The following is a 26,061-nucleotide window of genomic DNA, read 5'->3' as shown; positions in this document are numbered from 1 at the left end:
CCTATTATGCTCGGCACATCACTCCAGACTCGGCTCAACTGAACGGCGTAAATATTTCACATGCTTTTGTTCCGGGTGCGGATAACGCTCTTTGTAGGTAAACGCGATGTCCAGATTCGCCATCAACAAATCAGCGGTGATACGATTACTGGCAATGGGTAGTTCGTACAAAACAGCCAGGCGCCACAGCGCCTTGATATCAACATCGTGCGGCTGCGTTGTCATCACGTCTTCGAAAAAGATCATCATGTCCAACTGCCCATTGGCGATCATTGCACCCACTTGCTGATCACCGCCCAGCGGCCCGCTTCGAACAGCTGTGAGACAAAATTCAGGATAAGATCTGCTTAGCAAGGCAACTGTGGTGCCTGTAGATACAATATCAAATTTTTTCAACTCAGCTCGATGTCGTCCAGCCCATTCGATTAAATCGGGCTTGGTATTATCGTGTGCAATAAGGGCAACTCGTGGTTTAACGTTCATTACTTAGCTCTAGTAGAAATGGCAGTTGCAGTTCATTTGTCAAAAACAAATAAATATGCGGATATAGACGCCTGCAATTGAGCGCAAACACTACGCGAATGTAACCATAGATATTGTAGAGAAACGCGAACCACTTATCTGTCCTATAGACCCCTCATATTACCTTTTGCCTGACTGCCGACCACTCTGAGCTGAACCCGTTAAAATCTCACCGTCTATTTAATTCAGAATATATTTCCATTCAAAACAATTGATGCGGTAGCCGCTTTGTCAGTGGGTAGGTCCACTGCGTCACCGGCTCGGAGCGTTTTACCATGCTCAGGTCCACCAAACGATTTACCAAAGGCGCTCGCTCACGAGTGTTCAGTGAACACATCGCATCAGCATGTACCGCAATCTGAAAGCGACCGTTCTCGCTGTAGGTGGTATCAAGAAACTGGGCGAACTGCCAGATGAGATCAGGAATGCAGGCCATCTTGCCAACTTGCTTCTTGTTGAGATATTCAGCCGGATCTACCTGCCATCGTTTGCCATCCTCGCGGATGACCACAAACTTCGTCGTGCCCTGCTTTGATCGCAGCTTCATGCGCCAGCTGAAACGATGCCCATCCTCGTTCCAGGCCACATTGCCGGGTGCTGCCAAATGTCGTAACGGCACTACCAGCTGCACGCTCAACCAGACGCAAACTCCAATCACGATCGACCGCCGCCAGACAGGCGACAGTGTCAATCCGGGTCTGTATGCCACGCTACTCAGCGGTTCGGCTATATGAGCCAGGCAGCGGGAAAACCCGCCAGGATCACCAGTGCGCCTCGCCCATTTTCTCTCACTCAGCCAGCGCGCAAACTGCCTTGGCCAATCGGCATCAAACAGAATCAGCGTGGCACTGATCGTCAGAAACGGAAAAATACCGATGCTGAACACGAACGCGTTGATCAGATGGAAACAGCAGTACACCAGAAACACCGGCAAGCGGGTACGACGCCAGAGCAATAGAGGAGCACCCACCAGATGCAGCACGATAACTCCGTAACTTGCCAGCCCAATGCCCCAGTCCTGAGTGATCCACTGGAAAAATGGTGCGGCGTCGGCACTGCGCCAGTTCATCCACAAACGCATCGGTTCCAGGTTGAGCCAATCAAGATTCAGCTTTACCACACCGGCATAGAGCAGCACGATCTCGGTCTGCGCACCTAGCCACAACCGCCCCCAGTTGGGCACAACCGCACTGGCCCACTCGGGCTTGCGCATGGCATCGAGCGACAGGTGTCGATGCGCGGGTACAAAGATCATGATCACCGCGTAGATAATGACCAGATAGAAGTGATTCAGGTACAACGCCTGATCAAGCAGAAACAACCAGCTGAACAGCAGAGCGGTCACGATGATGGCGACCCGGTAGTAGAGGCCAACCATCACGCAGAATGCGCTGATGCCCATGGCCAGATACATCCACTCCAGCCCGTTACCCGGCGGTAAACCCACCCATTCAAAATGGTGATACTTGAACAGCAGCGAGGTGTCACGGTACATGCAATCAAGGCACAGAAAGATGCCGTAATTGACACTCTCGAACAGCAGCAGTGCACCGAACACAATGCGGAACACTGACAGCGAAATGGCATCCACTGGCTTGAAGAACAACTGCCTTAACCGATCACGCATGCTGATCATCCGCTCCATTTGCGTGCAAGTCGTTTTATGGTAGCAGTTTCATGTTTATGCCGGATTCATTTCACCGGGAGCCAATCTTGATGGCCGTCTGATATCACTGCGCTTCGTGATCGTGTGTCGGTTCGCAAACCCGGTGCGATCACTGTCACACCGGGTTTGCTCGTACCGACTCTACGAGTTCAAGAGACGACTCATGGCTGTGGAGTGATGGTCACTCGTAGTACGCGGCCATTCAAATTGACCGTTTGGCCACGGCCAGTCAGACTGCTGACCCGTGTGTCGGGATCAACATCACCGGTATTAGCCTCTGCCTGACGCTGAACCTGATTGGCCCCTGTGCCTGGCTCTTCGTCAATTTCTGTACCAGCATCCCAGATAGCTATCTCGCCCTCGGCCACTTCTCCGGAAACAGGCTGGCCATTGACGAATAGATCAAGACTGTTGTCGGCATCAGTTGCCGTATAGAACCAATCGTTGGAAGGGATAAACATGGCGACAAAATCAAGTTTGTCACCGTCTACCGCCTGCAGGGTAAACTCATAAGCACCGCCAGGACCAATCGGACCCGGTGCATCTGCACCAACTGGAGTATTGAAAGGCACAGAACCAGGAACCGCTTCGGCATAGAGAGCTACATTGCCATCTTCAGCAACGGCCTCCAAACCCGCATTGGCGGCATCACGTGGCAACAACAGCGGGCTGTCAGCTGCATCACGATGAACGATGAAAACCCCAGGAGATAAAGGAACAGCCTGTGTGGTGCTATCTGAAGCAACACCCAGTGTCTCGGTTGTGGAGATATTTTCCAGCAGCACCGAGAATGTTGTCGCGTTACCCGCATCGATCTGACCACGGATTTCGCCAGCTGAATTGGTTTCTGTATGAACATTAAAATACAGCTCACCTCGATTGAATGCGCCTATTTCCTCTTCAGTCAATACACGAGCATCCTCAGGTACCGTCCATGTCGTTCCACCATCATCACTGGATAGACCTATCAGTACCGGACCAGCCGATCCGGCAAATCCTCGATGGATGTGAGCCATGGTTGCAGCCCCTGACAGGTTGCTAACACCAACGGTGGCGGTTACAACACCATTAGCATCAACAGCGACATCTGCAGCACCGCTGGCACCGGCCGGTACACCTGTTGGCACAGGTATTTCTTGTGCGCTGCTCAGAGTGACTGAAATGGTTTGTGTCTCACTGCCATCAGGCTGTTCGACATTGTCCCCTATATCGTCATTGTCATCGTCACTGCTACATGCGCCTAATGCAAGTAGCACTGAAAGCGTCAAAGCGCTTTTCAGTTGATTGCTCATTGGGAATTTTCCTTTTGTCATAATGGACTCTGAAATATTGAAGAGGTCGAGCAAAACAGTAATGCCAGCTCGTTAATGGCCACTAGTGCGTTTGTCGCCGGCTCTCTTGTAAAGTTCACTATTGACAGGGTTAGTTTTCTATCCTTTTTATAACGTGAATATGAATTTTTTATAACAGAAATATGACAGAAAAATATTCTGGTCTCTGTGGGCACCCCAAATTTGTATTAATGCTTGCAATATCGGCCCAAGCCTCACCCTGCCCGACTCCTCCTTGAGTCGCATCGCCAATCCTTGAGCACGAATTTTCAGTTCAAATCGCAGTCAGCCTGGGCTCTGCTCAAGTTATCAGGCAGCTCAGAGCCTGCTCTAGATCCGCGAGCAAATCTTCAACATCTTCTATACCCGTTGAGTAACGAACCAAGCCCTCAGGAATGCCCGCAGCTGCACGCTCCTCGGCGGTACACTCGACATGGCTGGTGGTGACAGGAGGTCCAACAACTGTTTCAACACAACCCAGGTTTGCCGCCATGTGTGCATATTGCAAGCGTGGCAAGAACAACTTTATCGCATCCAACCCACCCTTAACCGAAAAACTCAACATGCCGCCATAACCACTCATCTGAGCCTTGGCAACATCATGGTGAGGGTGTGTTTCAAGCCCGGGGTAATTAACCAGCTCAATGGCCGGGTGATTCTGCAACCAGGTTGCAATGGTCATGGCACTCTCATTCTGGCGCTTTACACGCAGACTCAGAGTTTTCATACCTCTGATAAAGCTGTACGCATCCATAGGAGAAAGCGTTGCACCATTGATTTCACGGTAGTGATAAACCATCTTGATCAGATCCTTGCTGCCACAAGCAACACCACCCAAAGCATCCGCATGTCCACCCAGGTACTTTGAAGCCGAATGCAAAACCAGATCAGCACCCAGTTGCAACGGGTTCTGGTTTATCGGCGTCGCAAATGTATTGTCAACCACGACCAATGCGCCTACCTTTTTTGCAGCAGCGGCAAGACGCTTGATATCGATGATCTTGACCGTGGGGTTAGTCGGCGTCTCCAGATAAAGCAGAGTACAGCCTTTGGCGATCTCAGCCTCAATCTCGGCGTATTCCACCGTGTCGCAAAGTGTCACATCGATGTCTAATGGCGGCAAAAAAGAAGTGAATATCTTGTTGGTACCACCGTAACTGTCTTTGATAGACACAACACGATCACCCGGGCGCAAGAATGTTCCAAAGATATTACTGATAGCCGCCATGCCACTGGCAAAACTGGTGGCAGCTTCAGCGCCTTCCAGCTCTTTGACCTTATCTTCAAAGGCACGAACGGTCGGATTGGTGTTGCGCGAATAGATATGTCCAGGCGCTTGTTCTAACGCGACCGCATGCCAGGTATCAATATCCTTATACGCAAAGGATACGCTGTGCACCACGGGAACTTGTGTCGAGCGCTCGTACAGCTCGTGCTCCTGCTCGCCACCCCAGATACTGAGTGTGGATTGACCAGGTGTTTGGCTTTTTGGGGATGTATCAGTCATAAATGCTCCTTTGCAACTGATTTGAGAAAAAAGACGAGTCGATGAAAACCCGAGTTAATTTCAAGGCAGCGCTTTAAAAGCCTTTATCTTGATAGACGGATCATACACGCAGAGCGAGTTTTAGCAAACCCGCGCCTTTGATTCAGCAAACTGGGCCTGACAGCCAAAAGCCATGCCAACTATTACGCCCCTGATTGGTGCGACCGCGCACCAAGATCTCCATTGATCGCCACATCCTGCATTCCGGCACAGATAACTGACGCACTAATGAACCTTGTCCGGCTCTGTACAAACATGAATCTGTTGATAGTATTTACAAGCATGTCCCTATTATCATGAACAATCAGGGGCCAGAACTGAACCAGCCATGCGCAAGCGCTCAGGCAATCATTACAGCTTTACAGACTGCCACTGATCGCCAGCGCCGCCTCGCTCGCCAAAGGGGACGCCTGTCCGACGAACTCCTCTGGTGTCCATTCCGAGAGTGATCCTGCTACATGAATAGCACCAAGGGGCGCCCCGTCAGGACTTTTCACCGCGACACCGACAGCCACCTCGCCTTGTACGAATTCATCGACAACGACCGCGTAACCGTCCTTGCTTGCTCGTCGCACAAGCTTCATGAGAGTGGTTGGATTGATGACGGTTTTGCCGGTATGTTTTTGAAGTACGGATCGCTTCAAAACATCCTTCACTTGCGCCTCAGGTAGTGCTGCCAGAACCGCACGACCTCCCGCTGTGCAATAGGCCGGAACACTGTGACCAACGAGAGATGCGTAGAAAGTTTCGCGCTTGCTTTGCATCCGAAGAGCATAGATCAGGCGAGTGTCGTCATACAGACTGAAATCAACACGCTCCTGAATTGTCCTGCGTAGCTCCAGTAAAACTGGCGTCGCCTTTTGCACAACAGGATCCAGACGAAGCAAATCCAGTGTGTGATCAAGCAATCGAATTCCGGGAAGATAACCTCGGTCATCTGCGCTGCGCCGCATATAGCCAAGCTTCACCAAAGTGTGCACCAGACGCTGCGCAGCCGAACGATCAATATCGGCCTCCCTGGCAATGTCCGACAAACTGAGTGCACCACTTGCATTATGAAAGGCACTTAAAACCTGCATTGCACGTGCTGCCGAGCGGATGAATAAACGATCACCGTCTGCCTCATAATTGGGCACTGTAGTCGGGACTGCTCTATGAGTTATAGACATGAATTGTTCTCGCTTGACAAAGCTTAAAATGTGATTGTATGATCGTTCTATTGCACTATAGTTATATCGCAGTGCGATACACCATAATAGCAACCTTCTGCTGACACTGTAGGTTGCCGAAGAACAGGAGTCAGAATTGCGAGTAGCATTGGCTGGATTTCTTCATGAAACCAATACATTTGCCCCGTCAAAAGCGGGTCTTGAAGAGTTTCGTTCAGGTGGTGGTTACGTACCTATGGTACGCGGCCCTGAATTGCTTGAAGCTTTCCGGGATGTAAACCTGGGAATGTCAGGTGCAATCTCTGTGGCTAAAACACAAGGTTGGCACTTGATTCCTGTTCTGTGGGCTGGAGCCATTCCCTCGGCACATGTCACACAAATCGCCTTTGAACAGATCGCAGAAGAAATTGTGTCAGGCATTCGTGATGCAGGACCTCTTGACGGCGTATTCCTCGATCTTCACGGCGCGATGGTGGCGGAGCATATCGACGATGGTGAAGGCGAACTTGTACGACGTGTGCGGGCCGTTGTCGGCCCCAAGGTCCCAATAGCAGTCGCGCTGGATCTACACGGAAATATTTCAGAACAAATGGTAGATCTCGTTGATGCACTCGTCGGTTTTCGCACCTACCCACATGTCGATATGGCAGTCACCGGAGCCAGTGCAGCCCGGATCCTGGACGACATGATGAAAACGGGAATACGTCCTGCCAAAGCCTATCGGAAAATGTCCTACCTTGTACCCATTCCATCCCAATCTACTGACCTGGCGCCTGCGAAAAAACTCTATGCAGAGCTTGCCGCAGTCGAGGCAGAAGGCGCTTTATCCGCCTCGCTCTTTATGGGATTTCCAGCAACCGACACGCCTGACTGTGGCCCGACAGCTATCGCCTTTGCCAATACGCAAGTTGCGGCAGATCAAGCGGCAGAACGTATTTTCGCAGCATACGAAGCGGCGGAATCTGACTTCAACACAGTGACTTACACACCTGAGAATGCAATGGTGGAGGCTGCAAGGCTTCTGGCAATTGAAGGCCGAGGACCTGTTGTCATAGCCGACACGCAGGATAACCCCGGAGCCGGTGGCGTCTCCGCGACCACAGGGATGTTGCGTGCGATGATTGCGGCTGACACAACCGATGCCGCCATCGGGCTGATCGTGGATCCCGCCACCGCTCAAGCGGCACACGATGCAGGACAAGGCGCCACCGCACAATTCAATATCGGTGGTCACCCCGGCCTGCCCGATGAGGTGCCCGTCTCAACCATGGCCATCGTCGAGAGTCTGTCAGATGGACGGCTGCGTGCAACAGGCCCCTACTATGGCGGCACTCATCTGGATCTAGGCCTCTCTGCTTGTCTGCGCATTGGTGGCGTGCGTGTCGTCGTCACCAGCCAGATAGCACAAATGGCTGACCGAGAGATGTTCCGCTTTATCGGGGTAGCCCCAGAGGAACAATCGATTCTGGTTGTCAAAAGCTCAACGCATTTCCGAGCTGACTTTGCCCCCATTGCCCGAAACATAATCGTCGCTCTGGCACCTGGCCCAATGCCGTTCAACCCTTCCAAACTGCCGTTTACCCGGCTACGTCCGGGATTACGGTTGTCACCAAACACAAACCAAGATGAGAAATAGCAATGTCGACTTTTAGGTCTGTACTGAAAAACACACACTATATTACCGCAGCGCTACTGATGGGAACTGCGCTGCTTGCAAGCGCACAGGAAAACGAGACAACCGTCACCGCTGTGATGCATTCGGGTTTGCGTGTTCTGGACCCGGTAATCACCACGGCCCATATCACGCGAGACCATGGTTACATGATCTATGACGTGCTGACAGCAGTGGACGACAAGTTTGCCCCCCAACCGCAAATGGCCAGCTGGGAGATCTCCGAGGACGGATTGAGCTACACATTCACTCTGCGTGACGGACTGATGTTTCATGACGGTGCGCCCGTGACTGGAGCTGATGTAGTCGCCTCGCTCAAACGCTGGGGTAAAAAGGATTCGGGCGGCCAGCTCATCTTTGATGTCACTGAAAGCCTTGAATCTACAGACGAAAAGACCGTTGTCTGGAGACTGAGCAAGCAGTTCGGACCGCTGCTTGACGTGATCTCCAAACAATCTGCTGTACCGCCTTTTATCATGCCGGCTCGAGTCGCCGAGACATCGGCAGACGAGACTATCACTGAGTATGTCGGTTCAGGACCTTTCGTGTTCAACGAATCGGAATACAAGCCCGGTGTCAATGTCACTTACGAAAAATTCGACGACTATGTACCGCGCTCCGAACCCGCCTCATGGATGGCAGGTGGCAAGGTTGTCAACGTAGACAAGGTAATCTGGACCACGATGCCCGACGCTTTGACAGCACTCAACGCCTTGTCAGCCGGTGAGATCGATTACCTTGAACAGGTTCAGATCGACCTGATGCCGATCGTCGGAGGCAATCCGGACGTTATTGTCGAAAAACGCGATGAACTGGGTTACGTGACCATCGGACGCCCTAACCACTTGTTGCCTCCGTTCGATAACAAACTGATTCGCCAGGCCGCAATGGCAGCACTTGACCAGGAGTCGATGCTTGCAACGATGCAGGGCGATCCCGAATACTACAATGTCTGTGGCGCAATCTTCGGCTGCTCAACGCCGCTTGGGGATGAAGCTGGCTCTGAAGTTCTGACCAGTGGTGCCAATGTCGATACGGCCAAAGCCCTTCTTAAAGAGGCCGGCTATGACGGAACACCCATCGTCCTGATGGCACCAACGGATGTCATCAGCTTGATCAACCAACCCGTCGTTGCGGCACAGGCTCTGCGAGAAGCCGGCTTTGAGGTTGATATGCAATCCATGGACTGGCAGTCAGTTGTACAACGACGTGCCCAGCAACAACCCGTGTCCGAGGGCGGTTGGAACCTGTTTTTCACCAACTGGATAGTGCCTGAGGTTTCCGATCCATTGATCAACGTCATGGCAAACGGTCGTGGCGACGAGGCCTGGTTTGGCTGGCCGACTGATCCTGAGATTGAAAAGCTGCGTGCCGACTTTGTCGCAGCTGGCGATATGGCAGCCCAGAAAGAAGTGGCCCTTGAGATTCAGGAACATGTGATGGACAACGTCAACTACATAATGATGGGCGAATACATCATTCCGCAGGCGCGTCGAACCACCATTCAGAACATGCTTCCCTCACCGGTCCCTGTTTTCTGGAACATGACCAAAGAAGACGAGTAACCCCCGTCCCGGAGGCTGTGTATTACGCAGCCTCCGCCTCGCCAGCTCATAAGGAAAGCACGGACCATGTTTCTCTATATTCTCAAACGCGTGCTGGCCACGATCCCGGTGATGATCATCGTCGCCATCTTTGTGTTCCTGCTCCTGCGCCTGACGCCCGGCGACCCTGCTGCGATCCTAGCCGGAGATGCTGCAACTCCTGCCCAACTCGAACGCATTCGCGACGGACTTGGCTTGAACGACCCACTGATCACGCAATTCATGACCTGGATGAACCAGCTGTTACATGGCGATCTGGGCACCTCGCTGCTGTCCAATACACCCGTTGCGGGCATGGTCGCTGAACGACTGGGACCGACAATCAATATCGCTCTGATGACCATCACAATCTCGGTCCTGCTGGCGGTCCCCATGGGGGTTATCGCTGCCTGGCGCCATCGCACCTGGATCGATTTTCTTGTAATGTCCTTTTCAGTGCTTGGTTTTTCCGTACCGGTCTTCGTTATCGGCTACATCTTGATTCAGATTTTTGCCATCGAGCTGCGCTGGGTACCCGTGCAAGGCTACAAGGATCCTTCAGATGGCTTTGGCGCCTTCTTTTCGCGAGCGCTCCTACCCTCTCTTACGCTGGCAACCATCTATATCGCATTGATCGCAAGAATGACCCGAGCCTCCATGCTCGAAGTATTGGGCGAGGACTATATCCGTACTGCCCGTGCCAAGGGTGTGCGTGAAAACGTTGTACTGTTCCGCCATGCACTGCGCAATGCTGCGGTACCCATTCTGACGATCATCGGTACCGGTTTCGCACTACTGATCTCGGGTGTGGTCGTGACAGAAAGTGTATTCAATATTCCCGGTATTGGACGTCTCACCGTCGACGCCATCCTGGCGCGCGACTATCCGGTAATTCAGGCCATGATCCTGTTGACCGCGGGCATCTATGTCTTTGTGAACCTGCTCGTCGACATCTCATATTCCTTCTTCGATCCAAGGATCCGGTACTGACATGACAGCCATTTCCAATTCGCGGCATAGTGCCTTTCAGGTACTGAGCGGCCTGTTTTCCCTACCTGCCGATGCCCGCATAGGTATAGGTCCCATGATTGCTGCCGTGATCCTCGTGGTGATCGTTCTGGCCTCACTCTTCGCACCACTCTATGTCCCCTATGATCCGCTCGCAATGGATGCAATGGCACGCCTGAAACCACCTTCCGACACACATCTTCTGGGCACCGATCCCTATGGTCGGGACACCTTTTCCCGTGTCATGATGGGTGGGCGGGTATCGCTGTTGATCGGTATAGGCACCGCCTTGGTCAGCATCTCTGTCGGCATGATGATCGGCCTGGTCGCAGGTTTCTTTCACGCCGCCGATGGCGTGATCATGCGGATAATGGATAGCCTCATGGCGATCCCGGCAATCCTGCTGGCCATAGCCCTGGTTGCCTTGAACGGCCCGAGCCTGTCTTCGATCATCATCGCAATCACCGTACCGGAGGTACCGCGTGTCGTGCGCCTTGTCCGCTCGGTTGTATTGTCGGCCCGCGAAGAACCTTTTGTAGAAGCAGCCATCGCACTTGGCTCTTCCATGCCAAAGATTCTGATTCAACATCTGATGCCCAACACGTTTGCGCCGCTGATCGTGCAAGGCACTTATATATGCGCATCAGCTATCCTGATCGAGGCAATTCTGTCCTTCCTGGGTGCCGGCGTTTCAACAGAGATTCCTACTTGGGGCAATATCATGGCTGAGGGACGCACCTACTTTCAGATTAAACCGGGGCTGATTTTCTGGCCAGGACTGTTGCTGTCCCTATGTATTCTCGCCATCAACCTGCTGGGTGATACAGCGCGCGATCTACTTGATCCACGTATGAAAAAACGGGAGGGTTGAACATGGAATTCAAATCAAAGGACTTCAGTGACGCCAAGCCCGTTCTCAAGATTCGCAACCTTGAAGTACGCCTGACGGGTCGACCCAATGCCGAGCTCGTACTCAACGGCATCAACCTTGATATCCGCGCCGGAGAAACGCACTGCCTTGTCGGCGAGTCCGGATCGGGAAAATCCGTCACTTCATTGGCCGCGATGAGCTTGCTGCCAAAGGATGCATTGGAAATTCAGGGCGGTCTGATCGATCTCAATGGATTTGATATCACAAATGCCACCGCACCGCAGATGCGCGATCTGCGCGCCCGTAAAATCTCAATGATCTTTCAGGAGCCGATGACTGCACTGAACCCTGTTCTGCGAGTCGGCGAGCAGATCGAGGAAGTACTCAATACGCACACCAACATGACCGGCTCAGAAGTTAAAAAGCGCACCATCGACATGATGGAACAGGTCCATCTGCCGGATGTGGAGCGGATCTACACCGCTTTTCCACATCAACTTTCAGGTGGCCAGCGGCAGCGCATCATGATTGCGATGGCACTGATCCTCGACCCTGACCTGCTCATCGCGGACGAACCAACGACGGCGCTGGATGTCACCACGCAGCTCCAGATTCTGAAACTGATAGCCGAGATGCAGGAACGCAACGGCACCGCCGTACTGTTCATAACCCATGACATGGGTGTTGTGGCCGAGATTGCCGACACGGTCAGCGTCATGCAAAAGGGTCAGATTGTCGAACATGCACCGATCCGGGATCTGCTGACAAACCCGCAAGTGGCCTACACCAAAAAACTGCTAAGCGCCGTGCCGAACCTTGCACCGCGCGCCGCACGACAGGTCTCGGCGGGACCGGACATCGTCGCCGTCGAAGGCCTGGACATGACCTATGGCGGCAACGGCTTTTTCTTTAAATCCGAAGGGGTCAAGGCTGCCCGCAACGTAAACTTTTCCATTGCTCCGGGCCGCACACTGGGAATCGTCGGTGAGTCAGGATCCGGTAAATCCACAGTGGCACGCTGTATCATGCGGCTGATTGATCCTACCGCGGGCAAGATCACCATCGCAGGTTCAGAGATAGCCCAACTCACCCGCCGCCAATTGCAGCCGCATCGCAAACATTTTCAGATTGTCTTTCAGGACCCCTACCGCTCACTCAACCCGCGCTGGACCGTCGCACGCAGCTTGTGCGAAGGGCCCATTAACTTCGGCACCTCCCGCGAAGTGGCCATGGAGCATGCTGCCGAGCTAATGGAACTGGTGGACCTGCCTCGCGATGCTCTGGAGCGTTATCCTCATCAGTTCTCGGGCGGGCAACGTCAACGAATCGCTATAGCACGAGCCGTGGCCATGAAACCTGACCTACTGGTTGCGGATGAAGCGGTGTCGGCACTCGATGTCAGCGTACAGGCACAGGTTCTGGATCTGCTTGACGACATTCAGGACAAATTTGGTGTCGCCATGCTCTTCATTACCCACGATCTGCGTGTCGCGGCGCAGATATGCGATGAAGTTCTGGTGATGCAAAAGGGACTGGTCGTAGAACACGGGCCCGCTGGCGAGGTACTGGCCAGCCCACACCACGACTACACAAGAAATCTGATAGAGGCAGCCCCTGGACGTGACTGGGATTTCGCCAATTTCTGCGCGCTGGATCGCGCCTCAACTTTTACAGGAACTGCAGCATGAACGTTATCCCTCAGATCGAAGCATTTGCCCCAGAATTGACACAAATCCGTCAGGATTTTCATGCCCACCCCGAGCTGGGCTTCGAAGAGACCCGCACCTCCGGCATCGTTGCCCAACAACTTCACAGCTATGGAGTGGATGAGGTGTTTGAAGGATTGGGCGGCACAGGGGTGGTCGGGCTGATCAAGGGCAAGGGTGATAGTAATCGCCGCATCGGCTTGCGCGCCGACATGGACGCCCTGCCCATTGAGGAAACCTCAGGCGTGCCCTATACCTCGACCAACACAGGAAGGATGCACGCTTGCGGGCATGACGGTCATACCACCATGCTGCTGGGTGCGGCGCGCTACCTGGCGGAGACTCGCGACTTTGCGGGTACTGTCGTACTGATCTTCCAACCCGCCGAAGAAGGGCTGGGCGGTGCACGACGCATGATCAGTGAGGGCTTGTTTGATAAATTCCCCTGCGAGGAAATCTACGGCATGCACAACGACCCTAATTCCGACCCAGGCGTTGTGACAGTGACTCCCGGTCCAGCCATGGCCGGCGCCTCGTTCTTTGATATCACTATCAAAGGTACCGGCAGCCATGCCGCCATGCCGCACCAGTCAAAGGATCCTATTGTCATCGGCACTAGCCTGGTCCAGCAGTTACAGAGCATCGTCAGTCGTAATACATCGCCGAACAAACCCATTGTGCTATCGGTAACCACGTTCAATGCAGGTTCAGCCTATAACGTAGTACCCGACACAGCCACCCTATCGGGTACGGTCCGGTATTTCCACGACGAGGTCTCGCAGATGGCAGATACACGTATCCGTGAACTCTGCGCAGGAATGGCACAGGCCTATGGGGTCGAGATCACCGTAGAGCTGCGCAACGTCTTCGATGTGCTGATAAATGATGCCGAACTCACTACCGCCTATGTCGCTGCAGCTGCCGATATCGTCGGTGCGGACATGGCGACGGAATCCACTGAACAGTCGACCGGCTCTGAGGATTTCGCCGATATGCTCAAGGTGGTCCCGGGTGCCTATTGCCGGGTTGGCCATGCGGGCAGCATTCCACTACACAACCCAGCCTTTGTACTTGACGACGGCATTTTGCCTGTAGGTGCATCTATTTATGCGCGCATTGTCGAGACCCGTCTACCCAATAGCTGAATCACTTGCTCCCTGATTAATCACTTTCAGACACCTCCGGCTCACCTTGCGTGAGTCTGGCATATGCAGAGACCGCTTACATGACTAACCCTCTTGACCTGCCCTTTAACACAGATGAAATGCTTCTGGGACTCAAACCCTGGATCGAAACTGAAAGTCCGACTTTCGACGCTGCATCCGTGAATCGCATGATGGATCTGGTTCAGTACGAACTGGCAGCACTAGGCGCCCGAGTCGAACGGATTCCGGGACGCATGGGTCTTGGTGATAGCGTACGGGCAACCATGCCGCACAAGAATACAGGCCAGGGAGGCATCTTGTTACTCGGCCATCTCGACACTGTACATCCTATTGGTACCTTGGAGAAACTGCCGTTCCGTCGGGAGGGAAACATCTGCTATGGCCCCGGCCTCATGGACATGAAAGGCGGCAATTATGTCTACCTTGATGCCCTGCGCAAACTGTTGGCGGCAGGTATTGAGACCTCTCTTCCTGTCACCGTTCTCTTCACACCGGATGAAGAGATAGGTACCCCCTCGACCCGTGAGCTGATCGAAACAGAAGCAAAACGGCATAAATACATTCTTGTTCCCGAACCCGCTCGTCAGGATGGGGGTGCCGTGATCGGGCGTTATGCGATAGCCCGTTTCAAACTTCAGACACGAGGCAGGCCGAGCCATGCAAGTTGGGCCTTGAAAGACGGCCGCTCGGCAATTGCCGAAATGGCCAAATCTGTCGCAAAAATCGAGAACATGACCACAGAGGACAGATCCTTCTCTCTTGGTGTGTTTCACGCGGGTCAGTGGGTAAATTGCGTATCATCAGTCTGCGATGCTGAAGTGTTGAGCATGGCCAAGACGCAGGAACTTCTGGACGAAGGTGTGGCCATGATGCTGGCGCTCAACTCTGACGCTGGCGACGTGGTGATGAATGTCTGTCAGAGCGTAACCCGTCCAGTATGGGAGCCGGATCAGCCCGGTACCATGGCCATGTTGTCAATCGCCCAGGAAATCGCTGGCGAGATCGGCTTCGAGATGTCAGGTTGTTCCGACGGAGGTGGATCTGACGGCAACTTCACCGGCTCTCTCGGCCTGGCAACACTCGACTCCATCGGGGTGCGCGGCAAAGGGCTGCACACACTGAACGAGCATATCGAAGTCGATAGTCTGGTCGAACGCGCACGCCTCGCTGCCGCGCTTTTCTGCCGTTTGAAGGCATAGAAACAAAGGCCAATAAAAGCGGCTAGTGAGGCTGACGTGACTCTAACAGCGTCAGCAGCTCACAGCCGCCAGTACGCGTAAGGGACCCTCCTGACGTATGGCTTCTATCTGCTCAGGCGTGCGGGTGTACAGAGTGCCGCCGAAACCCACCGCACTGATCGAGATCTGCTCGAAGCATTCCTGACTACGTGGTACCAACAATAACCAGCCGTTGCCCGCTAACAGATTGAATGGCGCCAGCAGCCCATCGACGCCCGGCGTCAGATCCAGCTGATGACAGGCACGCTCAAAGCCTGCGAACAGGCTATCCGCGGCAGCATCTATCGGCACGTCCTGCCCACAGTTCACACGCACAAAACAGTGCTTCATCACCAGAGAAGCATGCGTCGCCACCTCTTGCTCCTGGAGATCAGTCGGTAGTCCGGCAGCATAGAATTCAAGACTTGCATTGCCGTGTGTTGCTGGAATCCACTGCAAATGCTTGTGGCGTTGGCTAGCGCCCGCCGCCGCACCGCCGTTGTACAGCCCGGTGCCACCAGCCTCACCCATGATGGTTGCCAGCGCTGCAAAATCACTGCGCGTCAGCGGCAGCAATTGCTCCTCAAAGCTGCGCCGCGCCAGCACCAGATGCCGATCGCATAGCGGGAATTTGTTCAGGATCACCACATGCTCATCACCCAGTGCTCCCACCGTCAACTCCGGATCAGGATTCAGGAACGGGTTGAAATCGGGATCACGCGGCCCACCCGGAATCGCAACCTTGACTTCGTTCCTGACCTCATTTTTGGGCGCATCATTCTTGAGCGCATCTTTGGCTGCCAGCGAAGAGACCCAGCGTACGACGAACCGCATGCCGGCATCCTCCATAACGTCCTGCTCCACTTGCACCGGTTGCAAATCACCAGAAGTCAGTGCACTCGCACTGCACTTGTCAATCGCATTCATCCACGTGCTTGTCATTTCAACCCTCTCGTGACTCGCTTATCGCCGCCTGCAAAAAGCGACATGATTCTCAAAGACAACGGTATGGCAATTGTGGCATGAAGGTCAATCGATTGAACGCACAGCTCTGCAATCGAGCGCCGAGAAACAGGCGAATCAGATATCAATACCTCATGTTTACTCTCGTGATGCCGCTACCCTTCATGTAGGGACAACGACCACCGAGCACACAATCACAGCCTGCGCCAGAATTCTACTGATAACAGCCAGAGTTCGACTTTCTTTCGGACCCACTTCGCAGAGTCAATATGACCGACGAACAAACGACGACCCACAGCGCTGACTGGTACGAACAGATTCTGGACGCCATGCCAGACATGGTTCTGGTCAAAGGGCCGAAGTCGCGTCTGCTATGGGCCAACCGCACATTTCGTGAATACTACGGCCTCTCCAACGAAGAGCTGCGCCAGCTAATCGATGGAAAACACAGCGATCCTGACGACACTCTGCAATACGTCAAAGATGATCACCGAGTGTTTCAAACAGGCTTGAATATCGATATACCGGCAGAGCCTATCACCGATGCAAACGGCACCGTACGCTATATGCATACGATCAAGAGTCCGATCCACGCTGATGGAGAGGTCGTCCGACAGGTCGGTGTCAGCCGCCCCGTGACTGATTCTGCCCTGATCGCGCAAACATCAAAAAAAAGGACCGAAAGCAAGGAGTCAACAGAGTCACTGCGCACACTGGTCAGAGCCATGCCTAGCGCCGTGGTCATGTTCGACTCCGCACATCGCATTCTGGCCTGCAGTGAAGAGTTTGCACGATTGCTGACCACCCTGCTCGCACAACCGATCACAATCGAAGAGCTTCTCGGGCAAGATTACGTTAATCAACTGGAAGCAATTCTGCCTCTGCTAAGCGATATCGATGCGACTATGGAGGGCATGCAGCCACCGAGACGAGTCGAAGCGATATCGTCACCAGGAAACGTAGATAGCTGGATTGAAATCGAGAGCAGGCCCTGGCACGACGCCAGCGGCACCATCTCGGGTAGCGTCGCAGTGTTATACGACGTTACTCAGCAGCACCTTGCCCAGAAAGAACTGCTGCAAGCCAATGATGAGCTCTCTCAGTTCAATTACCACGTCTCACACGATCTCGTGTCACCGATCACCAGCACCCGCGGCTTATTGAGCACAATCGCTGAGGACATCAAAGACGCTGAATATGAACAGTTGCCTGAGATGATAGCCATGGCGGAGGGGCAATTACTCAAGCTGAGCAATCTTGTCAATGATCTGATGGTACTTGCACGAGCCGATACCGCAACGGTTAACGCCACTGAGCTCGATCTGGCCGCAATGATCCATGAAATCGGTGCCACTCAGCATCTGGACAACGACCCTGACTCTACCAATGATGTCGAACTGCATCTGGAGGTCAAAACACTCAATTCAGACAAAACCCGCATCACTCAGGTGATGACCAATTTATTATCGAACGCTCGCAAGTTTCGTGATGAATCTGAAGCTGAACCCAGAATTTCAGTCAGATCATTCAAACAAGGTTTTTGTACTGTCGTGGAAGTCAGTGATAATGGTCTTGGCATTGACAACGATCTGAGTCATGACGTTTTTACGATATTTACCCGTGGTTCGGCGCAACATTCTGGCCACGGCCTTGGCCTGTACATCGTTAAAAAGCATATCGACAGAGTCGGCGGCCAGGTGCAGATCACAAATCATCGCAAACCGACAACATTCAGTATCAGCTTGCCGGATAAACCACAATGATGACCACCAAAAGGCACAGTGTACTTCTCGTCGATGATAATGAGATCGACATTATGGTGCATTGCCGAGCGCTCAAACGTAGTGGCCGATTCGACACCGTCAAAACTGCACAGTCTGGCAAGGAAGCACTGGAAATTCTGGAGAAACACGCGGCCAGCCGGTTAGCAGAACCAGAGCGATTCCCGGTAATGCTCATGCTGCTGGACATCAACATGCCGGTCATGAATGGCTTCGATTTGCTTGATCGACTAGCCACGTTGAGCATTACCGATGATCCGCGCTTTATCGTGATGCTGACCTCTTCCAGCGCCGTCACAGACAGACAAAAGGCACTAAGCGACACTCGGGTTGTTGATTACCTGGTCAAGCCCTTCAGCACAGCGGATGCGCACGCGTTAGCAGACAAACTTGATAGCTGGCAGGTCAACGACTGATCAGCGACCAGTCAAGCTGATCAAACGAGTGACTTGAAGTCTGTATTACACAACGATCATTACACTAACAATCTTGTCAATGGGTTGCGATCCACGTAATTTGGTGTGAACGAACTGGTCATATAGTTGTCAGACGCAACCAGATCACGTGCACCTTGGCTCGCTCAGTTGTATGCAATACGCAACACAGAACAAGAAACGCGGTGCCGTGGAGAAAGTCCAGCTGAAAACAGATAAACAGGGAGAATCAGCATCAAACGAAAAAAACAAGTTTCCACAAGCCCTGGCGCTTTGGAGCGTTTCAAGCAATTGCCCATGGAAAAAAAGCGTCGTCTACTGATCAAGTCAGTCGTATCACTGGGCGTACTGGGCGTTGCCGCTGGCGCAATTTCAGGTTACGACACCCAACAGCGCGAATTACATGACTTGACCAGCATAGGTGCAGGCAAACCCGTCGTCGTACAAATTCACGATACCAGCTGTCCTGATTGCCGAAGCCTCAAGTCGCGTTCTCTGAACGTTCTCGAGAATCAGTCGGAAATTCAATTTAGACTGGCTGATATCTCAACCTCCGAAGGGCGTGAGCTACAGAATAAATATGGTGTTCAAAAAACCACCCTTTTACTGTTTGATGCGAAAGGTAAGCTGATAGATACGGTCGTGGGCTTGCAGACCAATGTACAGCTTGAAAGTCTGTTTGCACGCAGTTTTCCACCGGCAACGTAACCCCTACTTTACCCTCGACAGTCATCCGCACACGAATAGTCGGTGCGGCCTGTTTCATATCTTCCCCTACCCTACCCGGACTATTCAAAACACCGGTTTACCCGCCTTGTCTCTGTAAGTATTCTTGCATTCCGGAAAACCGCTGCATCCCCACCACCAATCGCCCTTGGCTTTGACTGAGGGACGACGCACCAGTCCTTTTGAACAGGCATTGCATTTGTGCTTTGATACCGCGAGCGATTGACGCTTTTTCGGTTTTTTCCCGGACTGCTGGCTCTCAGCCCCTTTAACCACGATAGCACTCTGATTAACACTGCACACCTGTCCCCTGATGAACGTTTCGTGTGCTCGCAAAAAAGCATCAAACTCCGGCGCCCCTGTTTCAATCTCTTTTAATAATCGTTCGTTTACGGCTGTACTGACGGCACTTTTCAGCACTTCAGGCAGTGCAGAACACAGGCTACGACCCAATGTAGTACTGATGATGTGCTTACCGGATGTCTCCAGATACGTCCGTCTTTTAAGCTCGCTGATGATGCTTGCACGGGTTGCACTGGTACCAATACCATCACCCTCTCGCAATACTTTTTTCTGGGCAGCCTCGACAATATAGCGATGGATATTGGCCATCGCCTGGATTAATGTACCTTCGTTGAATCGAGCAGGCGGCTTGGTCTTTGCATCTCGACGCATGACATTGTCACAATCCACCTTATCCTTCAATGCAACTGCTGGCAGAGCCTGCTCCTTGTCGGAATGCCCGCTGGACAACACGGTTCTCCACCCTTCCACCAGAATGCGCTTACCATAGGACCTGAACCGCTCTGCCTTGATCAGGACCTCGATGGTTGTTGCCATAAACTGATGTTCTGGATAAAACTGGGCGATATAACGCCGCACAATAAGCTCGTAGAGTTTGCGTTCAGTATCTGTCAGAGCGCTCAATGAGGATTTGTATTGCGTGGGAATGATGCCATGATGTGCCGTGACCTGTTTGTCATTCCAGGTTCGCGATAGAATGGCGGTATCGGCTCCATCAATTGCACTTTGCAGACCGGAATGCATCGAGCGCAAAGAGGCCAGCACAGTGGGTGCATCGGCAAACTGAGATTCGGGCAAGTAGCCGGTATCGGTTCGTGGATAGCTGGTCAATTTGTGCTTTTCGTATAACGATTGACAGGCTTTGAGCGTCTCTTCGGCGCTAAAGCCATAAATTCTGGATCCGAGCAATGTTATATCAGCTAACGAAAAAGCCAGCGGGTGAGGTTGCGAGCGCCTCTGTTGCTTGAACACAGATACCACACCCTGCTTACCCTGCACCTTGGCAATGATGGAATCGGCAACCGCCTTGTCCAGCAAACGCCCCTCTGAATCCAGACCAGCCTGATCATCTGCAGGCTGCCATGTACCGCAGAATTTACCAACCTTGTGAATGAAGGTAGCTTCCAGCGTATAAAACGGAATCGATACAAAGCTCTCGATATCCTGATCACGCTGCACCACCAGTGCAAGCGTCGGTGTCTGAACTCTACCGATGGTGAGTAACGCCCCGGCACCACTACGCTCACTAGCCAAGGTATACGCACGAGAAAGATTCATGCCGGTGAGCCAATCTGCGCGTGCACGGGCTCTGGCTGCAGAAGCCCAACCCTGATACTGGCTATTGTTTTCAAGCGATGACAGGCCTCGACGCACCGTTACCGGATCTTGTGCTGATACCCAGTAACGCCTCGTCGGTTTGCGATTCTTGAAATGCGCCAACACCTCATCAACCAATAACTGTCCTTCGCGGTCCGGATCTCCAGCATGAACCACTTCTGTCAGGTCAGCCCGTTTCAACAGACTGCCCATGATTTTCAGTTGCTTGCGTGCGGTCTCTTTAGGATGAGACTTCCACTTATCGGGAATGATCGGTAACTCGTCAACACGCCAGCGCTTTCTGCCCGCTTTGCTCCTTGGCACATCATCACTCGTGTATTCATCCGGTGAAGCCAATTCCAGCATGTGCCCGAAACACCAGGTGATTACATCGTTACCACAGCATAAATAACCATCCGAGCGCGATGCTTTGCCTAACTCGGCAGCAATGGCCTTGGCTACCGACGGTTTCTCTGCAATGAATAAGCGTCCCACCGAGTCCATCCTGTAAATTTTTTTGCTTGATGCACATTTGCGTATAGCAATCGTCAAGCAGTATTTGAAAAGCAGCTGTCATGAAGCCGATGGCTGGCGAGCCGCAACTCGTTTGCTCGCTTCGTAACCATGAAAGTCGACCAGAAAATTGTCTCATGGCACCTTGCTGGAATACGGCATCATACCGATTTTACTGTAATTAATAACAGTTTTTATTCTAGCAGTAAATTTTTGATTGATGCCCAAGGCAATGGCGTTGTGTACATAATCCATACGCCGTCACAGAACCGACGTACTGTACGTGTTGCCAGCAATCACGCGTCAGGCGAATGAGCCGAAGGCGTCCATGACGGTCGTATCTGGGCCAAATCCTGCACTATCAAAACCGTATGGATCGAAGAATCGTTCTTTGACAAATTCTTCATTTCCTGAATTAAATCATGCCTAGCCAGGACAAGTTTGGTGACAGTTACGGGATAAATTTTCTGGGTTTTTGTCGGGAAATTTGCCGGAAGTCCAACCGCCATTGAGTCCGGTAGTCTCACTGCTACAGGCGCCCCCCTAAAAAGGGAGGTGCCTGATTAACCGTTGAAATATCTACTAACGCGGCTCGCTACGCAGGCCTTGAAAGATGGTGTAACACATAGCCAGCATGAGGACTGCGAATGGCACGCCCGTGGCTGTCACACCCGCCTGGAGTGCCGCCAGACCACCACCAATCAAGAGCGCGATGGCAATCAAGCCTTCTACCACGCACCAGAAAATGCGCTGGGGTACTGGCGCATCGATCTTGCCCCCTGCTGTGATTGTATCGACCACGAGTGAGCCGGAATCTGACGAGGTTACGAAAAAGACCAACGCCAGAAAAATTGCGATTGTCGATGCAACCTTGGTGAACGGCAATTCGTTAAGCATGCCGAACAGAGAAAGCTCAGGCGAATAACTGTCAATCACGTTTGCCTTGACTAGCGAGGTTTCCGGGCTGGTAATAATCTGATCAATGGCGATGCCGCCGAATACACCCATCCAGATGAAGATGATGAGCGAGGGGATCAGCAGTACGCAGATGATGAACTCGCGAACTGTGCGTCCTCTTGAAACACGGGCAATGAACATGCCAACAAAGGGTGCCCAGGACACCCACCATGCCCAGTAGAAAGCAGTCCAGCCTTCGCGGTAGGCGTCATCCTCGCGGCCAAAAGGCATTGATAGCGGGATGATTTCCTTGGTATAGGCGACAAGCCCCGTCCAGAAACCGTTCAAACCAACCAGAGTGGGTCCAACGGCAAGAACAAACAGGAAGAAGAGAATCGCAATTACCATGTTGATTTCAGAGAGAATTTTCACGCCACCATCAAGGCCGCGATAGACTGAAACCAGCGCAACGGCCGTCACCAGCAGAATGATCACAACCTGAGTGTTGGTGGATATTTCCAGTCCGAAAGCAAAGTTGAAACCCGCATTGGCTTGCTGTGCACCCAACCCCAATGAGGTGGCAAGACCGAAAAGAGTCGCGAATACGGCCAGAATGTCAATCCAATGCCCCCACCACCCCCAGACGCGATCACCCAGAATCGGGTAGAAACATGAGCGGATCGAGAACGGCAGACCCTTGTTGTAGGTGAAGAGTGAAAGCGCCAGTGCCATGATGGCGTAGACGGCCCAGCCGTGCAGGCCCCAGTGATAGAAGGTTGCAGCCAGTCCCATCGCACGTGCCGCCTCAACGTTTGCGGCGATGATGCTGCCGTCAGCGGCAATAGGTGAGGCAACGCCCAGGGGTTCCGACACATTCATGTGGTAAACGGGTTCGAGTACACCAAAAAACAACAGGCCAATCCCCATTCCCGCGGCGAAAAGCATCGCAAACCATTCGAGATAGGAATAGTCCGGAACCGCGTCTTTACCGCCTAGCCTCACGCTTGACATAGGCAAGAAAATCAACACCAGACAGAAAATCACAAAAATATTGACGATGATCATGAAGAACCAGTCAAGCTTGGTGATCGCGAAATCACGCACAGCAGATAACGTGGTACCCGCCTGTTCGGGAAAGATCAATGTCAGGAGCACGAAAGCGACGGCCGCCAGCCCGGAAATGGCAAATACCGGATTATGTATATCGAACCCAAGGGGGCCAAGTTTGCCGTCAACGTTGTCCTGGCCAACCGTAAAATCTGTTTCTATTTCACCGCTTTCAGAAGTTTGATCTGTCATGGTTTTCCTTTTCTTGAGACTAGGTCATACGCCCGCATCGTAGAGTAGCTTTGCATGACTTCCTGACGTATGCAACTTTCTTTGCCGAAGACAGCTGGCTTACAGAAAAACCGCAGCGTCAGAAACAATGCCATTCCCAGCACGATAGTCCATAGCAGGTGCCGAGTGATCGCCACGAATACGATACTGGCAACGCCCACCAACAGGTATTCATTAAGCCTTATCCACCGCTTTCGCTATAGCCCTCAATAACGATCCGACACGTAGGAAATACCGCTACCGGCAAGAAGCTAGAACCCGACGCTGCCAGCCTAATGTGCTCGTGAACATGGATGCCGTCGGATTTCAGCGTTACCCGGCCTGTGATTGAATACGCATTATTGATATACGTACATACTATTTTTATGTAGTATGAGCGTAAACTCGATCGCGGAAACAAGTAGCATGAAACGCAACGAGCTCTTGGATCGACTGAACACGTGGGATGATAAAGGGCGCTACGTATGGACCCAGCACGATCTTAAAATGCAGTTCCCCGATGACTCGTCGAAGTCTCTCGAGATGAGCCTTCGACGATTCGTCCGTGATGGAACGTTAGACCGCGCCTGTCGCAGCGTCTACGTATTGCCTCGCGCACGCAGTGATATCGGCTATACAGTGGAACACATTGCGATTGCACTGCGACGCGGGCACTACTCGTACGTAAGTCTTGAATCAGCGCTATCCGAGTATGGTGCTATCTCGCAAGTGCCGCTGAGTGTCGTCACCGTCATGACCACCGGCCGCAGCGGACTTGTGAACACGACTTGCGGGGCAATTGAGTTCACCCACACTCGTCAATCCCGATCGACAATACTTGACGGCATAGTCGAGATCGGCCGTCCGCTGAGATTTGCACGTGCTAGAACGGCGCTGTCTGATCTCCGGCATGTCGGCCGCAACCTTCATCTGGTCGACTACGAAGAGCTGGAAGATGTCGCCTAGGCAAGCCATCGACGATGAGCGCAAGGGCTTGAGTGACATGGTTACGCTTGCCTTGCGAACACCAGGGTATGCGCGTATGCGACCCGGCATTGTGAAAGAACTATTGCACTATGACATGCTGTTCGCGCTGCAACGCTTAAAGCTACTCGACGGACTCGTATTCCAGGGTGGGACGGCGCTTCGACTCGTTCACGGATCCCAACGTCTGAGCGAGGACCTCGATTTTGCAGGCGGCAAAGACTTTGACGGTTCGAGCCTTGCGCCTATCAAAGAAGCGCTTGAGCGCTTCGTTGGGAATCGTTATGGTCTTGACGTAAGAGTCAAGGAGCCCAAGGTACAAAATACTTCCTCGCGACCGGGCAGCGTCAAGGTCAGCCGTTGGACTCTATCGATTGATACAGAACCCGCTAGGCCTGACATGCCAAGACAGAGGATCAGGCTCGAGGTGGCAAACGTGCCAGCGTATACTGGCGACCCCCTACCCTTGCACCGCAATTATGAAGGACTGGCTGATAGCTACGGTGGCGCAGACAGTTTCCTCGTCACAACGGAGACTCCTGTCGAGATTGCCTCGGACAAGGTAAAATCGCTGATCTCATCATCCGCAGTCAACCCTCGATATCGTGATATCTGGGACCTCGGCTGGGCAGCCCGAAATCGCATCGCCCCGAACCCAAGCCTTGTTACGAAAAAGATTCAGGACTATGGCGTGCAAGATTTCGACACATTGCGCGACGACCTGCTGGACCGGCTTGGCGAACTGATCAACAGCGCGCCGTTTCACAACGAGATGAGCCGCTTTCTGTCAGAGCCCGAGATAGAGGGTACGTTCAGGCGTGACGGGTTCTTGCGCGTGCTGGAGCGTGACGTGCGATTACAGGTCGAACGAGGAACAGGCATCACAGCCTGAAGCCGCAATCCCGAAAAGACCATTCAAACGGCAATCGGCGCTGCTATTGATGGCTGCGCTTCATACCCTTCCAACGTGAAATCATCGAACGTGAAGGCGAACAAGTCGCGCACTTCGGGGTTTATCCTCATGACAGGCAAAGGACCAGGAGCTCGCGCAAGCTGTGTATGAACCTTATCGAAATGATTGCTGTAGATATGCGCGTCCCCCAGCGTATGCACGAAATCACCCAGTTTCAGATCACACACCTGCGCAACCATCATGGTCAAAAGGGCATAACTTGCAGTATTAAAAGGTTTTCCGGTCAGCAGGTTTCAGGCTAATATCGCTACGGTACCGTTTGCTTCTGACCCTTTCCAGCCTTAATTTTTCTCGATCGATCAGCTTCAGATTTCAGTCTCTGAATTTCACAGCGATCTCTGTGCGCACGGCGACAATCCCTGGGTTCGAGTGTCTCGTCGATGGACATTACATGCC

General features: G+C 52.8%; 20 protein-coding genes and 1 pseudogene. 12 read left to right on the top strand and 9 right to left on the bottom strand.

The genetic code is table 11. The features are described from left to right. Positions 1-18: 18 nt before the first annotated feature. The 5 genes from IMCC3135_RS10300 to IMCC3135_RS10280 form a co-directional block, all read right to left on the bottom strand. The gene (locus tag IMCC3135_RS10300) at positions 19-483 is read right to left on the bottom strand and encodes a methylglyoxal synthase (protein WP_088917525.1); all 465 of its coding nucleotides are present in this window, start codon (positions 481-483) and stop codon (positions 19-21) included. Between the two features lie 241 nt (positions 484-724). Further along, a complete protein-coding gene (locus IMCC3135_RS10295) occupies positions 725-2,149 on the bottom strand; it encodes an HTTM domain-containing protein (RefSeq protein ID WP_157735904.1) in 1,425 nt (474 codons plus the stop codon). Positions 2,150-2,349: 200 nt separating this feature from the next. Further along, entirely contained in the window at positions 2,350-3,480 is a 1,131-nt protein-coding gene (locus IMCC3135_RS10290; RefSeq protein ID WP_157735903.1) for a spondin domain-containing protein, read from the bottom strand. A 340-nt stretch (positions 3,481-3,820) separates the two neighbouring features. After that, a complete protein-coding gene (locus IMCC3135_RS10285; protein ID WP_088917522.1) occupies positions 3,821-5,026 on the bottom strand; it encodes a cystathionine gamma-synthase family protein in 1,206 nt (401 codons plus the stop codon). A 398-nt stretch (positions 5,027-5,424) separates the two neighbouring features. Beyond that, positions 5,425-6,234, bottom strand: coding sequence for an IclR family transcriptional regulator (locus IMCC3135_RS10280; RefSeq protein WP_205737990.1), 810 nt, complete (start codon positions 6,232-6,234; stop codon positions 5,425-5,427). Positions 6,235-6,370: 136 nt separating this feature from the next. Here IMCC3135_RS10280 and IMCC3135_RS10275 point away from each other — a divergent pair, with 136 nt between their 5' ends. The 7 genes from IMCC3135_RS10275 (at position 6,371) to IMCC3135_RS10245 (ending at position 15,439) form a co-directional block, all read left to right on the top strand. Next, a complete protein-coding gene (locus tag IMCC3135_RS10275; protein ID WP_169727437.1) occupies positions 6,371-7,870 on the top strand; it encodes a M81 family metallopeptidase in 1,500 nt (499 codons plus the stop codon). A gap of 2 nt (positions 7,871-7,872) precedes the next feature. Then, positions 7,873-9,471, top strand: a complete 1,599-nt coding sequence (locus tag IMCC3135_RS10270; protein WP_088917520.1) for an ABC transporter substrate-binding protein — start codon at positions 7,873-7,875, stop codon at positions 9,469-9,471. Between the two features lie 66 nt (positions 9,472-9,537). Continuing rightward, positions 9,538-10,479: an ABC transporter permease gene (locus IMCC3135_RS10265; protein ID WP_088917519.1), complete on the top strand. Its 942-nt coding sequence runs from the start codon at positions 9,538-9,540 to the stop codon at positions 10,477-10,479. Position 10,480: 1 nt separating this feature from the next. Next, positions 10,481-11,368: an ABC transporter permease gene (locus IMCC3135_RS10260; RefSeq protein WP_088917518.1), complete on the top strand. Its 888-nt coding sequence runs from the start codon at positions 10,481-10,483 to the stop codon at positions 11,366-11,368. A 2-nt stretch (positions 11,369-11,370) separates the two neighbouring features. After that, positions 11,371-13,056 carry an ABC transporter ATP-binding protein gene (locus IMCC3135_RS10255; RefSeq protein WP_088917517.1) on the top strand — a complete coding sequence of 562 codons (1,686 nt, stop codon included), beginning with the start codon at positions 11,371-11,373 and terminating at the stop codon, positions 13,054-13,056. Beyond that, the gene (locus IMCC3135_RS10250) at positions 13,053-14,219 is read left to right on the top strand and encodes a M20 aminoacylase family protein (RefSeq protein WP_088917516.1); all 1,167 of its coding nucleotides are present in this window, start codon (positions 13,053-13,055) and stop codon (positions 14,217-14,219) included. Before IMCC3135_RS10255 ends, IMCC3135_RS10250 begins: the two co-directional genes overlap by 4 nt. Positions 14,220-14,299: 80 nt before the next feature. Then, positions 14,300-15,439 (top strand): M20/M25/M40 family metallo-hydrolase, encoded by a 1,140-nt coding sequence (locus IMCC3135_RS10245; RefSeq protein ID WP_088921788.1) that lies wholly within the window; start codon positions 14,300-14,302, stop codon positions 15,437-15,439. A 51-nt stretch (positions 15,440-15,490) separates the two neighbouring features. On the opposite strand, the gene IMCC3135_RS10240 is transcribed toward IMCC3135_RS10245, so the two are convergent. Beyond that, on the bottom strand, positions 15,491-16,399 hold the full coding sequence (locus tag IMCC3135_RS10240) for an ATP adenylyltransferase family protein (RefSeq protein ID WP_088917515.1): 909 nt from the start codon (positions 16,397-16,399) through the stop codon (positions 15,491-15,493). Positions 16,400-16,689: 290 nt separating this feature from the next. Here IMCC3135_RS10240 and IMCC3135_RS10235 point away from each other — a divergent pair, with 290 nt between their 5' ends. From IMCC3135_RS10235 to IMCC3135_RS10225, 3 genes are all read left to right on the top strand, one after another. Beyond that, on the top strand, positions 16,690-18,183 hold the full coding sequence (locus tag IMCC3135_RS10235; protein WP_088917514.1) for a sensor histidine kinase: 1,494 nt from the start codon (positions 16,690-16,692) through the stop codon (positions 18,181-18,183). Then, the gene (locus IMCC3135_RS10230; RefSeq protein WP_088917513.1) at positions 18,180-18,617 is read left to right on the top strand and encodes a response regulator; all 438 of its coding nucleotides are present in this window, start codon (positions 18,180-18,182) and stop codon (positions 18,615-18,617) included. Before IMCC3135_RS10235 ends, IMCC3135_RS10230 begins: the two co-directional genes overlap by 4 nt. Positions 18,618-18,932: 315 nt before the next feature. Continuing rightward, positions 18,933-19,343, top strand: a complete 411-nt coding sequence (locus IMCC3135_RS10225; protein WP_088917512.1) for a thioredoxin family protein — start codon at positions 18,933-18,935, stop codon at positions 19,341-19,343. Positions 19,344-19,427: 84 nt separating this feature from the next. On the opposite strand, the gene IMCC3135_RS10220 is transcribed toward IMCC3135_RS10225, so the two are convergent. Both IMCC3135_RS10220 and IMCC3135_RS10215 read right to left on the bottom strand, forming a co-directional pair. Further along, entirely contained in the window at positions 19,428-21,476 is a 2,049-nt protein-coding gene (locus tag IMCC3135_RS10220; protein ID WP_236994765.1) for a DNA topoisomerase 3, read from the bottom strand. Between the two features lie 600 nt (positions 21,477-22,076). Further along, complete coding sequence (locus tag IMCC3135_RS10215; RefSeq protein WP_088917510.1) at positions 22,077-23,690, bottom strand: BCCT family transporter; 1,614 nt, start codon at positions 23,688-23,690, stop codon at positions 22,077-22,079. A gap of 411 nt (positions 23,691-24,101) precedes the next feature. Here IMCC3135_RS10215 and abiEi point away from each other — a divergent pair, with 411 nt between their 5' ends. Together abiEi and IMCC3135_RS10200 are read left to right on the top strand one after the other, a co-directional pair. Continuing rightward, positions 24,102-24,674: a type IV toxin-antitoxin system AbiEi family antitoxin gene (abiEi, locus tag IMCC3135_RS10205; RefSeq protein ID WP_205737989.1), complete on the top strand. Its 573-nt coding sequence runs from the start codon at positions 24,102-24,104 to the stop codon at positions 24,672-24,674. Further along, complete coding sequence (locus tag IMCC3135_RS10200) at positions 24,664-25,584, top strand: nucleotidyl transferase AbiEii/AbiGii toxin family protein (RefSeq protein ID WP_157735902.1); 921 nt, start codon at positions 24,664-24,666, stop codon at positions 25,582-25,584. Before abiEi ends, IMCC3135_RS10200 begins: the two co-directional genes overlap by 11 nt. Positions 25,585-25,607: 23 nt before the next feature. Here the strand turns inward: IMCC3135_RS10200 and thyA are convergent. After that, positions 25,608-25,886 (bottom strand): annotated as a pseudogene (gene thyA / locus IMCC3135_RS10195) (thymidylate synthase); the annotation flags it as partial. Between the last annotated feature and the right edge of the window lie 175 nt (positions 25,887-26,061).

It is taken from the genome of Granulosicoccus antarcticus IMCC3135 (assembly GCF_002215215.1).
Classification (GTDB): Bacteria; Pseudomonadota; Gammaproteobacteria; order Granulosicoccales; family Granulosicoccaceae; genus Granulosicoccus; species Granulosicoccus antarcticus.
This window is presented reverse-complemented; position numbering and strand designations above follow the sequence as displayed.